This is a genomic window from Rhizobium sp. CF142 (assembly GCF_000281145.1).
Classification (GTDB): Bacteria; Pseudomonadota; Alphaproteobacteria; order Rhizobiales; family Rhizobiaceae; genus Rhizobium.
On sequence record NZ_AJWE01000024.1, the window covers coordinates 1 to 12,355 of the forward strand.

Genomic DNA, 12,355 nt, shown 5'->3' on the forward strand with positions numbered 1-12,355 from the left:
GCACCAGCCACTGGCTGGCGGGGGTTGTCGGCTTGAGTTCCGAAAGCTCCGTCACGCAGCGCCAGGCAAGCAGCCAGCAGGCGGCCAGTAGCAGGAAGAAGGAGGTACCGGCGAAGCCTTCATTGCCGGAGAGCGTGCCGAGCAGCAGCCATGCCGTGCCATGGGCGCCGATGAAGAGGGCGGTTGCGACAAGCGATGTGGACAGGGGTGCGAAGGAGATCAGTGCCGCGACGATCGCAATCAGAGCGATCAGGATGACGGTTCCTGCGGACGGAGGCTGTGTGGCACCGGCCCCAAAGACAGGCAGCATGACCATTGCGCCTGTCACGCAGAGGAGGGCGATCAGGCCCTGCCAGGACAACACGACTTGCTTCATGCCGGCCTCCCGCCCATGGCGCGGTCGACGATCTTCGCGACGAGGCCGACGATGGCGACAAGGATGGCCGCGAGGACCGAGCCGGCGACCAGTGCTGCCCAGATATCGATCGTCTGGCTGTAATAGGAGCCGGCAAGCAGCTTGGAGCCAATGCCAGCGACAGCGCCGGTCGGCAGTTCGCCGACGATAGCGCCGACGAGGCTTGCGGCGATCGCCACCTTCATCGAGGTGAAGAGGAAGGGGATGGAGGCGGGCACGCGCAGCTTCCAGAAGGTTTGCGCGGCCGTGGCATTATAGGTGCGCATCAGATCGAGATGCATGACCTCGGGCGAGCGCAGCCCCTTCACCATGCCGACCGTGACCGGGAAGAAGGAGAGGTAGGTGGATATCAGCGCCTTCGGGATGAGGCCGGTGATGTTGATCGAGCCGAGCACCACGATGACCATCGGCGCGATCGCCAGGATCGGCACGGTTTGGGATGCGATAATCCAGGGCATCAGGCTGCGGTCGAGCGCCTTGATATGGATGATGCCGACGGCGATCACGATGCCGAGCAACGTACCGAGCGCAAAGCCAAGCGCGGTGGAAGAAAGGGTGACGCCTGCGTGGTAAACGAGGCTACGATTGCTGGAGAGCTTTCGCAGGAAGGTGTTTTCGAAGACGTTCTGCGCCACCTGATGCGGCGCCGGCAGGATGGGCTTCGGCTGAGAGAGTGTCCTGCCGATGAAGTCCGCCGTCGTCGAGGTGATGTTGTTGCGGGTATCCATGTCACGCTGGAACGGCGCGTTGAGGAAGACGGCGGCGACATACCAGATGGCGATCAGCACCAGCAGGATGGTGAGGACGGGGATGATCTTGTCCTTGAGGGTGTCGGGTTTCATGCGGCCTCCCTCCAAGTATGGAGTACGCGGCTACCCCCCTCTGTCCTGCCGGACATCTCCCCCACAAGGGGGGAGATCGACAAGCGGCCCGACTTTCGCACATCTTTAAGGCTGCGCAGTTCGCAATGTTCGTTGTTTGGAGAAACCGGCGCCCCCAGCCAATCTCCCCCCTTGTGGGGGAGATGTCCGGCAGGACAGAGGGGGGTAGCAACCGAACGCAAAGTCTTATTACTCATAACTATGCCCCGCCCTCAGCCCTTCGCGCACGCGATGGGCGATTTCCAGGAATTCCGGTGTCTCGCGGATGTCGAGCGGTCGCTCCTTCGGCAGTGTCGAGTCGATGACGTCGGTCACGCGGCCGGGGCGTGGCGACATGACGACGATCTTGGTGGAGAGGTAGACAGCTTCCGGAATGGAATGGGTGACGAAACAGATCGTCTTGTTGGTGCGCGACCACAGTTTCAGAAGTGCTGCATTCAGATGATCGCGGACGATTTCGTCAAGGGCGCCGAAGGGTTCGTCCATCAAGAGCAGGTCTGCATCGAAGGCGAGCGCGCGGGCGATCGAGGCACGCTGCTGCATGCCGCCTGAGAGCTGCCAGGGAAATTTCTTCTCGAAGCCGGAGAGTTCGACGAGGTCAAGCGCCCCATCAATGCGCTTCTTCTGTTCGGGTTTCGAATAACCCATGATCTCCAGTGGCAGCGCGATGTTCTTCTCGATCGTGCGCCACGGATAAAGTGCCGGCGCCTGGAAGACATAGCCATAGGCACGGGCCTTGCGGGCCTCATCCGGTGTCATGCCGTTGATGGCGATGTCGCCGGAGGTCTTGCGCTCGAGATCGGCGATGACGCGCAGGAAAGTCGTCTTGCCGCAGCCGGAAGGGCCAATGAAGGAGACGAACTCGCCCCTGCGGATATCGAGATTGACATCAGCAAGCGCGTGCACCGCGCCGTCATTCGTCTGGTAGCTGAGACAGAGATCCTTGGCGGATACGACGGAGGGTGCTTGCATCAATAAACCAGTCTTGTTTTCGCCGCGCCGTCGCGGTTTTCCGTGATATCATTGCCGCCGGTCTGACCGACAGCACGGTCCTTGGAGGATGAGGATGGACGTAAAATCAAAGCCCACCTGCCATATTGTTCGCCCCAACCACACCTATGACGGCAAGCAGGGGCTGAGCTATTTCCAGGGCATCGCCGCCGAGACGGTCGGTGCGAAGGGCATCTGTATGCATCTTCTGACGATCCCGCCCGGCGTGCGCGCCAAGGCGCATCTGCATGAGGCGCATGAAACGGCGATCTACATGCTCTCCGGCGAGGCGCATACCTGGTACGGCGACAAGCTCGAGAACCACGTTGTCGTGCATGCCGGCGAACTCTTCTACATTCCGGCCGGTGTGCCGCATCTTCCGGCAAACCTCAGCGGCACGCCCTGCACGGCGATCATTGCCCGCACCGATCCGAACGAGCAGGAAAGCGTGATCCTGCTGCCGGAGCTCGATGCGCTGGTGCCGGCGTGAGGCTATTTGCATAGCGGCAGCGGCCCCCACTTGATTGCGGCATCGGCCACGAACCCGATCGTATAGCCTTTAGGCCCTGATGTGATCTTGACGGTGTCGTCGTTACTGCTCTCTTCGCCCTCCGCCTGGCAAGCGACCGTGGCGGTGAAGTCCTTGCCTTCGGTCTTCAGGACTTTCTTGATTTCGCAGTAAGAGGCCGCCGTGGTGATGCCCTCGGAAGTCAGCAGAAAGAAGTTGTCGGAACCTGTGCTTTCGCCGCTCTTGGCGTAGGTGCAGCCATCCTTGTTGCCGTAGCTGCCCTTGATGGGCAGCGTGTCAGCATTCGCCGCGGTGGAAAGCGCGGCCAGGGAAACGATCGTCAGAAGCAGATGGCCGCGCATATGTGTCACACCCCGCTCGCCGGGATGCCCGTGCGTTCGACCTTGCGGGGAGCGGTGATCTCCTTCCAGGTCGACAGTGCCTTGCTGACGGCGGTGACCGGCTCGCGCTTGACGAATTCGCCGTGGCCTGAGCGGGTCTTGACCGTATCCTCCTCGATCGCCACGACGCCACGCGTCAGCGTATAGCGCGGCAGGCCGGTGACCTGCTTGCCTTCGAAGACGTTGTAATCGATCGCCGATTGCTGGCTCTTCGACGAGATGGTCTTGGAGCGCTTCGGGTCCCAGACCACGAGATCGGCATCGGCGCCGACGAGGATGGCACCCTTCTTTGGGTAGATGTTGAGAATCTTGGCAATGTTGGTGGAGGTGACGGCGACGAACTCGTTCATCGTCAGGCGGCCGGTATTGACGCCGTAAGTCCAGAGCATCGGCATACGGTCTTCGAGGCCACCAGTGCCGTTCGGGATCTTGGTGAAGTCACCGACGCCGAAGCGCTTCTGCGCGGTGGTGAAGGCGCAATGGTCGGTCGCCACCACTTGCAGTGAACCCGAGGCGAGGCCGGCCCAGAGGCTGTCCTGATGCTGCTTGTTGCGGAAGGGCGGGGACATGACGCGGCGGGCGGCATGATCCCAGTCCTTGTCGAAATATTCGGTCTCGTCGAGCGTCAGGTGCTGGATCAGCGGCTCGCCATAGGCGCGGATGCCCTTCTGGCGGGCGCGGCGGATCGCTTCATGGGCCTGTTCGCAGGAGGTGTGGACGATATAAACGGGGCAGCCGGCCATGTCGGCGATCATGATGGCGCGGTTGGTCGCTTCGCCCTCGACTTCGGCCGGGCGCGAATAGGCATGTGCCTCGGGGCCGTTATTGCCTTCCGACAGCAGCTTGGCGGAAAGCGAGGCAACGACATCGCCGTTTTCGGCATGGACGAGCGGCAGGGCACCGAGCTCGGCGCAGCGCTGGAAGGAGGCGAACATCTCGTCATCGTTCACCATCAGCGCGCCCTTATAGGCCATGAAGTGCTTGAAGGTGTTGATGCCCTTGTCCTGCACGATCGTCTTCATTTCATTGAAGACCTGTTCGCCCCACCAGGTGATCGCCATGTGGAAGGAATAGTCGCAATTGGCACGCGTGGATTTGTTGTCCCACATGGTCAGCGCTTCGAGCAGCGATTGGCCGGGAGAGGGAAGGGCGAAATCGACGACCATGGTCGTGCCACCGGAAAGGGCCGCCCGCGTACCGCTTTCGAAATCGTCGGAGGAATAGGTGCCCATGAAGGGCATTTCGAGATGGGTGTGCGGATCGATGCCACCAGGCATGATGTAGCAGCCTGTGGCATCCAGCACCTCGTTGCCGGAGAGGTTCTGGCCGATCTCGACGATCTTGCCGCCGTCGATCTTCACATCCGCCTTATAGGTGAGGTCGGCCGTGACGATGGTGCCGTTCTTGATGACTGTAGCCATGATCGTTCCCTACTCTTTATCGTTGTTCGGCAGGCGAATAAAAGCTCGGCAGTTTGGAGCTGAACTCAAGTCGGTCCTGTAGTGCTGCTAGGATCGTTTCAAGAACCGAGCGTCGTTCTCGCGAGATTTCCTGATTCCAGAAGCGCAGGATCGAATAGTTATTTGCGTTGAGCCATTCGGTTCGACGTTGATCGCTGACGCTTTCGGCATGCTGGAAGCCGTCGATCTCAACAATCAGCCGCTCTTCGCGACAGAGGAAATCGACGATGAAGGGGCCGAGCGGAACTTGTCGCGCGAATTTGTAGCCGTTCAGGCGGCGCGCGCGTAAGTCGCTCCAGAGGCGGTATTCCTCTTCGGTTTCGTTGCGGCGAAGTTGACGGGCTTGTCCGGTCTTATTGCTACGATGTTTCCGGATATCTTGCTTGATAACTTTCGTTGCGTCCGGAGCCCCCTCATCCGCCCTTCGGGCACCTTCTCCCCGAGGGGAGAAGGGGGAGACCGCGACGTCTACCGATACCTTCTCCCCAGCGGGGAGAAGGTGGCCCGAAGGGTCGGATGAGGGGGCTCCGGGTGAGACATCAACCATCATACGACAATCTCCGCCGTCTCGACCACCGCATGGAAAAGCACGTCCGCCCCAGCCGTCGCCCACTCCTTGGAAATGTCTTCCGCCTCGTTGTGGCTGAGGCCGCCAACGCAAGGACACATGACCATGGTGGCAGGCGCAACCTTGGCGGCCCAGCAGGCGTCGTGGCCGGCGCCGGAGATGATGTTCATGTGGCTGTAGCCGAGGCGATCCGCGGCGGAACGAACTGACGTGACGAGTTTCTCGTCGAAGGTGACGGGCTCGAAATGGCCGATCGCCTCGACGGAACAGCCGACACCCAGAGCGTCGCAGATCTTCGGGGCTTCGGCCTCGATCTTTGCCCGCATGCGGTCGAGCTTGGCCTTGTCGGGCGAGCGGATATCGACGGTGAAGACCACCTTGCCGGGCAGCACATTGCGGGAGTTGGGCGAGAAGAAGACCTGGCCGACGCCGCCGACGGCGCCCGGCTGTTCGCCCATGGCCACGCCTTGCACCATTTCAAGGATGCGGGACATGGCAAGGCCGGCATTGACGCGCATCGCCATCGGCGTGGAGCCGGTATGGGCTTCCTTGCCGGTCAGCGTGAATTCCAGCCACCACAGGCCCTGACAGTGGGTGACGACGCCGATCTGCTTGTTTTCGGCTTCGAGGATCGGGCCCTGTTCGATGTGATATTCGAAATAGGCGTGCATCTTGCGGGCGCCGACCTCTTCGTCGCCGACCCAGCCGATGCGCTTCAACTCGTCGCCGAAGAGATTGCCTTCGGGGTCTTTGCGATTATAGGCGAAATCTAGGCTGTGTGCGCCGGCGAAAACGCCGGAGGCCAGCATGGCGGGCGCGAATCGGGCGCCTTCCTCATTGGTCCAGTTGGTGACGACGACTGGGTGCTTCGTCCTGATGCCGAGGTCGTTCATGGTCCTGACGGCTTCAAGCGCGCCGAGCACGCCGAGCACGCCATCATATTTGCCGCCGGTCGGCTGAGTGTCGAGATGCGAGCCGACGTAGACGGGCAGAGCATCGGGATCGGTGCCGGCGCGGGTCGCAAACATGGTGCCCATCTTGTCGACGCCGAGCGTCATGCCGGCGTCTTCGCACCATTTTTTGAAAAGGCTGCGGCCTTCAGCATCCGCATCCGTCAGTGTCTGGCGGTTATTGCCGCCGGCAATTCCCGGGCCGATCTTCGCCATGTCCATGAGACTGTCCCAGAGACGGTCCCCATTGACGCGCATGTTTTCGCCTGGCGCTGCCACCATACTGAAAGTCCTCACCTGTTTTGCGGCAGTCATGCGAAGTACATGGCCGCCTTGTTCCCGTGGTCAAATTCCGCTGCTGCTTCTTGTTCTGTCAGCGCCGGAAAATCGCCAGTTGCCTTTGTTTTTTATCTGGCGGATAATTTGACCGATTGGTAAACATTACAACTTCCGTCGCTGCGCTCAAGACGAAATCACGAAAAATAGACACAAAAATACAGGCAAAAATACCGGCAGTTGCCTTTTAAAGCGGCAGGGGAGGCCGCTCTTCCAATCTTGAGCGAAGGAGTTGAATTTCAAGGGGAAAGAGCGAATGGCAATACCGAGAGCGGCGAAGACACTGCGGCGGACGCGCATTCAGGAAGAAAAGGAAGAACAGATCCTGGAAGCGGCGCTCGATGTGTTTTCGGTCAGCGGCTTCCGTGGCTCGACCATCGACCAGATCGCCGAAGTCGCCGGCATGTCGAAGCCGAACCTGCTCTATTATTTCCGCACCAAGGAAGCCATGCATCGGGCGCTGATCGACCGGGTGCTGTTCAACTGGCTTGAGCCGCTGAGGGCCTTCGACGCGGAAGGCAATCCGGAATCGGAGATCCGCAGTTATATCCGCCGCAAGCTGGAAATGGCGCGGGATTTTCCCCGCGAGAGCCGGCTCTTTGCCAACGAGATGCTGCAGGGGGCACCGCACGTTCTCGATATGCTGAAAGGACCGCTGAAAGAGTTGGTCGACGAAAAGGCGGCCGTGATCCGCACCTGGATCAAAAGCGGCAAGATTGCCCGCTGCGACCCCTATCACCTCATCTTCTCGATCTGGTCGACGACGCAGCACTATGCCGATTTTGACGTGCAGGTTCGCGCCGTTCTGGGCGAGGAACGTTCCGGCGACGGGCGCTTCGAGGATGCGGCGCGCTTCCTGGAGCAGCTTTTCATCAATGGTCTGCGCCCGGATCATTCGGGCGCCTGATCGGACGCAAAACCGCTGCGTGCTTTACTTCAGGGCCTTGCCGGAATCGGTATTCGTGCGAGCAAGTCCGTCATCCCCTCTATCGTGTAGGGCTTCTGCAGGACCGGCGCATCCGAATGGCTGTGGGCCTGTGCTATTCCTTCGCCGTAACCAGTCGCAAAAACAAAGGGTACGTTGTTGGCAGCCAAACGGTCGGCAATGGCAAAACTGGTTTCGTCGCCGAGATTGACGTCGAGAAGCGCAAGATCGAAGGACTGGCCGGCAAGGTATTCCATCGCATCGGCAACACTAGGTGCGGTTGCGACTTCCGCACCCAGACGACGCAGTATGTCTTCGCCGTCCATGGCGATGATGAGGTTATTTTCGACAAGCAGCACATTCAGGCCGGCAAGCGGTTGGTTATTTGCGGCGGCCGTCCGGGTGCGTTCGGCAATTTCCAGCGGAGCAGGAATCGAACCTTCGCTTGCGGCGGGCACCGCATTGACATGCTTGCCGGGGATGCAGAAATCGGCCTCCAGCCCATGCTCGATATAGCGGACCTCGGCCTTGCCGCCGAGATCGTAGGGGATCGAGCGAAGGATGATCGTCGAGCCAAAGCCGTGACGCGTCGGTTCAACAACTGGCGGGCCGTCCTTTTCGCGCCAGCGGATATGGAGATTGCCTTCTTCATCCCGCTCCCAGCCGAGTTCGACAAAGCCCGATCCGGACAGGCTTCCATATTTGGCACTGTTCGTCACCAGTTCATGGAAGACCAGAGCCGTGGTCGAAAAGGCTTGCGGTTCCAGTAGCACATCGTCCCCGATCATCCGGATACGCTGGACATTTTTGCCAAGATAGGCGCCGGCTTCCGCCAGCAGCAGCTGCCGCAACGAAGCCGGCGCCCAGTGATCACGGGTGATCTGGTCGTGGGCTCTGGAGAGGGACTGAACGCGGCCTTCGAGCTGCCGGACGTAATCCGGCAGGCCGATCGCTGATGATTGCGATTGCCGGATCAACCCGCCGATAAGGCCGAGAATATTGCGGACGCGATGGTTCAGCTCGGCAATCAGCAGTTCCTGCCGCTCGTTGGCGAGCTGGCGTGCCATGCTTGCTTCGTCGGTCAGGCGCAACACGACTTCGATGAGCGTGACGCGGATGGTTTCCGCAACGCGCCGCTCTGCTTCGGTAAAGGGCAGCGAGCGGCCCCGCACCAGCTCGGACCAGGCTTCAAAACTCTTGCGCGGGGTCAGGCGCGGTCCGTTCGGGCCATATTCGATCGGCTTATGCGGATCGCCGGCCCAACGGACGGTGCGCACGATCTCCTGGCGAAACAGCACGACGTAGTCACGCGGTGAACGGGAGATCGGAATGGCGAGCATGCCCGCGACGGCATCATCGATTTCGAGATCGGGATAGGTTTCTGCAAGCCGATCCACCGCATAAACCCGGCCGGCTGCATTGCGATTGAGGTGTCGGACGAGGGCGGCAAAGCTCTTTTCATCCGGGCCGAGGCCGGCAATCGTCAGCCGCCCGTTGATCCAGACGCCGATACCGTCGGCTGGAATGACGTCTGCCAGGGCGTCGATCAGCCACGTCGGATCATCGAGCAGGCTGGCATTGTCGGCAACGGAAGTGAGGAGCCGGTCGGCGATGCGGCGTGCCTTGGTCTCGTAGTCGAGCGCCAGACGCCGTTCGCGGCTTTCGAGACGAGAGGCGAACATCTGGCCGAAGAGTTCGGCCGTCGAGCGGCTTTCGGCCGAGGGCAGTCGGGCGCCGTAGTGGTGGCATGCAAAGAGGCCCCAGAGCTTGCCATCGACGACGATGGAAATGGAGAGCGAGGCGCCGACACCCATATTCTTCAGATATTCGATGTGGATCGGCGAAACCGAACGCAGCACGGACATGGAGAGATCGAGCGGGCGGCCATGTTCGTCAAGTTCGGGCAGGATCGGCACCGGTGTCGCATTGATATCGGCGATGATGCGGAAGAGATTGCGCAGATAGAGTGCGCGGGCTTGAACGGGAATATCGGACGCGGGGTAATGCAGGCCGAGGAACGAGCCGATGCCCGGCCGGGCGGCTTCAGCCACGACCTCGCCAGAGCCGCTGTCGTCGAAGCGGTAGACCATGACCCGGTCGAAGCCGGTCAGGGCGCGGGCCTGGCGCGCGCCTTCGCGAAAAAAAGTCTCCAGGGTTTCGGTATGGTCGAGACGGGACATCATGCTGCGCATGGAGAGCGACGGAGCGTTGGATTTGCCCTCGTCAAAAGGCTCCCCCTCGATGATGATCTGGCCGTTGCTGACATGCACCGCGACGTCAAAGCGCGCCTCGCCGGCAATGAGCGCAATGCCGAAAATGCGCTCAACGATATCGGGGCCGCGGAGCGTGGCAAGCTTGTTGCGGAGCGCATGGAGCGCTTCAGGGGTAATGAACGACAAAATGGGCCGGCCGACGGCTTCGGTATGCGTTATGCCCAGAAATTCCGAGAGATTTGCCGACGCGCGGCTGACGATCCAGTCCAAGGAGACGGCCAGCAGGAAGCCGAAAGGCTGGACGGAGCCGAGGTGATGGATCGGTTCACGGTCGCAATTGGTGAGATCGACGGGGGCTGTGATCTGGTTCATCAAGCAGCTTCCAGTTCGAGCTGCGCAGCCCTCAGGAAGAGACAGAAGACATCGCGCGCAGCCGCAACTGCGCCTGCGATATCGTCAATGCCACTGGTATCGAGACGTTCCATGAAGGCTCGCATGGAGCCTTTCGGCCCTTGCGGATTGAGGTAGCGGCTCGGCAGATGAGCCGGTACTGCCTTTGCCAGCATGGCGCCACCGAGTTTGGAGCCTTCCAGCACGTAAACCGCCGCCCAGAGTGAGGCCTTATTGCGAAGCTCAGGCTGCGGAAGAGGCGACGTGGCGGGATCGCCGAGTTCGGCTATGTCGGCAAGAAGAAGTGACGTGCGCCGCCGTTCCGGCCAGTCCGGCAACAGCCGGGTAATACCGGACTGCTCCAGTGCGGCTTCGACCGAAGGAACAGCGCGGGCATGGGCACGCAAGAAAGCTCTATAATCGTTGATGTCGGAGAGGTTGAAGTTGCCGAAGAGGGCGTCCACCTCGGCATGGCAATCTGCTGTTTGTGCGCGAAGGGCACTACGAAGTGACATGCTGACCGTGTTCCAAGTAATGTCGCATAGGATGCTGCCCGGACGGGGCCGACGATACTAGCGATATACGGCAGCATCCGCTTATTTCCAGCGAAACATGTAGAAAAACATAGATTTCGGCGTGATTGGCAATCCAGTTTCTCTGGATCCGCCTATCATAGCGGATGCTACGCGGCCGCATATTGATTGCGGTCTGGAAAACATAGCTGGCAAAGGATGAAATTCCCTTCTCCCCGACGGAGAGAAGGGAGCAGAGATCAGGCGGCAGCGCTTGCTCCGCCTTCAAAGGCAAGACCTTCGTCTGCCCATCCGGTCAGGCCGCCAATCATCAGCTTTACGGCGAGACCGAGCCGGGAGAGACGCAGTGCGGCCTTATCTGCGCCGTTGCAATGCGGGCCGGCGCAATAGACCACGAACAGCGTATCATCAGGCCATTCGGACATGCGGTGCGCAGTCATCTTGCCGTGCGGCAGGTTGAGGGCACCCGGAACATGCGAGTGGGCGAAGAGGGCCGGCGAGCGCACATCAAGCAGCACGAAATCGACCTTACCGGAGGCGAAGGCGGCGTTCACATCCGAGCAGTCGGTCTCGAAGGCGAGCTTGCGGGCGAAATGTTCGGCGGCGGTTTCGGGGGAAGCTGTAGGGATTTCGGAAACGGGGCTTGGCATGATCTTTTCCTTTCTTGCTTTGCTGTTGCCGCAGATTATCGCCGATGCTACGGATTGGCGAAATTGGCCATCATGACTGACAACGTAAAGATCATGCCAAAATCGGATACACACCGGACGCAGGGGCCGCATGTCGTGGCACTCGCCTATGACGGGCTCTGCACCTTCGAATTCGGTATCGCCTATGAGGTCTTCGGCCTGTCGCGGCCGGAGATGGGCGAGGACTGGTATCGCTTTTCCGTCGCCGGCATAGAGCCGGGTCCGCTGCGGGCTGCCGGCGGTCTGACGGTCGCGGTCGACAAGGGGCTTGAACTGGTCGCCGAGGCGGATCTGATCATCGCGCCGGGATGGCGGGCGATCGATGCGCCGGTGCCGGAGCCTTTGATCGCTGCCTTGCGTGCCGCCCACGAACGGGGAGCGCGGGTGATGTCGCTCTGCTCCGGCGTCGCCGTCCTTGCCGCGGCTGGCCTGCTGGCCGGGCGGCGGGCGACGACCCATTGGCGTTATGTCGCCTCGATTGCCGCGCGCTACCCCGACATCGCGCTCGATGCCGATGTGCTTTACATGGACGAAGGCAGCATCCTGACGGCGGCGGGCAGTGCCGCCGGCATCGATCTCTGCCTGCATGTGGTACGCGGCGATTTCGGTCCGGATGCTGCCAACAGCGTGGCGCGACGTCTCGTGGTTCCGCCGCATCGCGAGGGCGGGCAGGCGCAGTTCATCGCAGCCCCTGTGCCGGAAGAACGAGAGGGCATTCGCCTTGGACCGCTGATCGAATGGATGCGCGAGAAGCTTTCCGAGGAGCAGCCGATCAGCCTGCTTGCCGGAAAGGCCGGCATGAGCATGCGTACCTTCCAGCGCCGCTTCGAGGCGACGACGGGCGACAGTGTCGGTGAGTGGCTGCTGAAGGAGCGGTTGCGGCATGCCCGCGACCTTCTGGAGAAGGAGCTTGCGGTATCGCTCGACGATATCGCCATCGCCAGCGGCTTCGGCACATTGGCGACGATGCGTCACCATTTCCGCAATAGGCTCGGGACCAGTCCGAGTGCCTACAGGAAGTCTTTTGGGCTTTGAGAGCCGACGATGAGATAAAGAAAAAGCCGCCGTGGATGGGCGGCTTTTTCATCAGGCTTTC

General features: G+C 61.0%; 12 protein-coding genes and 1 pseudogene. 3 read left to right on the forward strand and 10 right to left on the reverse strand.

Going from position 1 to position 12,355, the window contains the following annotated elements; translation table 11 throughout:
• The 3 genes and pseudogenes from PMI11_RS07635 to PMI11_RS07645 form a co-directional block, all read right to left on the reverse strand.
• Positions 1 to 376, reverse strand: a pseudogene (locus PMI11_RS07635) (ABC transporter permease); the annotation flags it as partial.
• On the reverse strand, positions 373 to 1,257 hold the full coding sequence (locus tag PMI11_RS07640) for an ABC transporter permease (RefSeq protein WP_007815209.1): 885 nt from the start codon (positions 1,255 to 1,257) through the stop codon (positions 373 to 375). The gene PMI11_RS07640 and the pseudogene PMI11_RS07635, both read right to left, overlap by 4 nt.
• Before the next feature lie 228 nt (positions 1,258 to 1,485).
• Entirely contained in the window at positions 1,486 to 2,268 is a 783-nt protein-coding gene (locus PMI11_RS07645) for an ABC transporter ATP-binding protein (protein WP_007815211.1), read from the reverse strand.
• Positions 2,269 to 2,362: 94 nt separating this feature from the next.
• Between PMI11_RS07645 and PMI11_RS07650 the strand changes: the two genes are divergently transcribed.
• Positions 2,363 to 2,776, forward strand: coding sequence for a cupin domain-containing protein (locus tag PMI11_RS07650; protein ID WP_007815213.1), 414 nt, complete (start codon positions 2,363 to 2,365; stop codon positions 2,774 to 2,776).
• 2 nt (positions 2,777 to 2,778) lie between these two features.
• Here PMI11_RS07650 and PMI11_RS07655 read toward each other — a convergent pair whose 3' ends face one another.
• From PMI11_RS07655 to PMI11_RS07670, 4 genes are read right to left on the reverse strand one after another with little or no spacing between them, the layout of a single operon-like run.
• Positions 2,779 to 3,156, reverse strand: a complete 378-nt coding sequence (locus tag PMI11_RS07655; protein WP_037070883.1) for a hypothetical protein — start codon at positions 3,154 to 3,156, stop codon at positions 2,779 to 2,781.
• A gap of 5 nt (positions 3,157 to 3,161) precedes the next feature.
• Positions 3,162 to 4,616, reverse strand: coding sequence for a dihydropyrimidinase (gene hydA / locus PMI11_RS07660; protein ID WP_007815217.1), 1,455 nt, complete (start codon positions 4,614 to 4,616; stop codon positions 3,162 to 3,164).
• 16 nt (positions 4,617 to 4,632) lie between these two features.
• Positions 4,633 to 5,202: an endonuclease domain-containing protein gene (locus PMI11_RS07665; RefSeq protein WP_037070897.1), complete on the reverse strand. Its 570-nt coding sequence runs from the start codon at positions 5,200 to 5,202 to the stop codon at positions 4,633 to 4,635.
• Positions 5,202 to 6,455, reverse strand: a complete 1,254-nt coding sequence (locus tag PMI11_RS07670; protein WP_007815221.1) for a Zn-dependent hydrolase — start codon at positions 6,453 to 6,455, stop codon at positions 5,202 to 5,204. Before PMI11_RS07670 ends, PMI11_RS07665 begins: the two co-directional genes overlap by 1 nt.
• Before the next feature lie 310 nt (positions 6,456 to 6,765).
• Here PMI11_RS07670 and PMI11_RS07675 point away from each other — a divergent pair, with 310 nt between their 5' ends.
• Positions 6,766 to 7,416 carry a TetR family transcriptional regulator C-terminal domain-containing protein gene (locus tag PMI11_RS07675; RefSeq protein ID WP_007815224.1) on the forward strand — a complete coding sequence of 217 codons (651 nt, stop codon included), beginning with the start codon at positions 6,766 to 6,768 and terminating at the stop codon, positions 7,414 to 7,416.
• Positions 7,417 to 7,445: 29 nt separating this feature from the next.
• Here PMI11_RS07675 and PMI11_RS07680 read toward each other — a convergent pair whose 3' ends face one another.
• The 3 genes from PMI11_RS07680 to PMI11_RS07690 form a co-directional block, all read right to left on the reverse strand.
• Positions 7,446 to 10,019 (reverse strand): HWE histidine kinase domain-containing protein, encoded by a 2,574-nt coding sequence (locus PMI11_RS07680; protein ID WP_007815225.1) that lies wholly within the window; start codon positions 10,017 to 10,019, stop codon positions 7,446 to 7,448.
• On the reverse strand, positions 10,019 to 10,552 hold the full coding sequence (locus PMI11_RS07685; protein ID WP_007815227.1) for a biliverdin-producing heme oxygenase: 534 nt from the start codon (positions 10,550 to 10,552) through the stop codon (positions 10,019 to 10,021). Before PMI11_RS07685 ends, PMI11_RS07680 begins: the two co-directional genes overlap by 1 nt.
• Before the next feature lie 257 nt (positions 10,553 to 10,809).
• On the reverse strand, positions 10,810 to 11,220 hold the full coding sequence (locus tag PMI11_RS07690; protein WP_007815229.1) for a rhodanese-like domain-containing protein: 411 nt from the start codon (positions 11,218 to 11,220) through the stop codon (positions 10,810 to 10,812).
• A 72-nt stretch (positions 11,221 to 11,292) separates the two neighbouring features.
• On the opposite strand from PMI11_RS07690, the gene ftrA reads away from it, so the two are divergent.
• Positions 11,293 to 12,294 carry a transcriptional regulator FtrA gene (gene ftrA / locus PMI11_RS07695; RefSeq protein ID WP_007815231.1) on the forward strand — a complete coding sequence of 334 codons (1,002 nt, stop codon included), beginning with the start codon at positions 11,293 to 11,295 and terminating at the stop codon, positions 12,292 to 12,294.
• Positions 12,295 to 12,355 lie beyond the last annotated feature (61 nt).

Excerpts from the sequence above, each read along its gene's own strand:
- PMI11_RS07650 (WP_007815213.1), top strand. The coding sequence starts at position 2,363 with ATGGACGTAAAATCAAAGCCCACCTGCCATATTGTTCGCCCCAACCAC.
- PMI11_RS07645 (WP_007815211.1), bottom strand. The coding sequence starts at position 2,268 with ATGCAAGCACCCTCCGTCGTATCCGCCAAGGATCTCTGTCTCAGCTAC.
- ftrA (WP_007815231.1), top strand. The coding sequence starts at position 11,293 with ATGACTGACAACGTAAAGATCATGCCAAAATCGGATACACACCGGACG.
- PMI11_RS07680 (WP_007815225.1), bottom strand. The coding sequence starts at position 10,019 with ATGAACCAGATCACAGCCCCCGTCGATCTCACCAATTGCGACCGTGAA.
- PMI11_RS07670 (WP_007815221.1), bottom strand. The coding sequence starts at position 6,455 with ATGGTGGCAGCGCCAGGCGAAAACATGCGCGTCAATGGGGACCGTCTC.
- PMI11_RS07685 (WP_007815227.1), bottom strand. The coding sequence starts at position 10,552 with ATGTCACTTCGTAGTGCCCTTCGCGCACAAACAGCAGATTGCCATGCC.
- PMI11_RS07655 (WP_037070883.1), bottom strand. The coding sequence starts at position 3,156 with ATGCGCGGCCATCTGCTTCTGACGATCGTTTCCCTGGCCGCGCTTTCC.
- PMI11_RS07690 (WP_007815229.1), bottom strand. The coding sequence starts at position 11,220 with ATGCCAAGCCCCGTTTCCGAAATCCCTACAGCTTCCCCCGAAACCGCC.
- PMI11_RS07675 (WP_007815224.1), top strand. The coding sequence starts at position 6,766 with ATGGCAATACCGAGAGCGGCGAAGACACTGCGGCGGACGCGCATTCAG.
- PMI11_RS07640 (WP_007815209.1), bottom strand. The coding sequence starts at position 1,257 with ATGAAACCCGACACCCTCAAGGACAAGATCATCCCCGTCCTCACCATC.
- hydA (WP_007815217.1), bottom strand. The coding sequence starts at position 4,616 with ATGGCTACAGTCATCAAGAACGGCACCATCGTCACGGCCGACCTCACC.
- PMI11_RS07665 (WP_037070897.1), bottom strand. The coding sequence starts at position 5,202 with ATGGTTGATGTCTCACCCGGAGCCCCCTCATCCGACCCTTCGGGCCAC.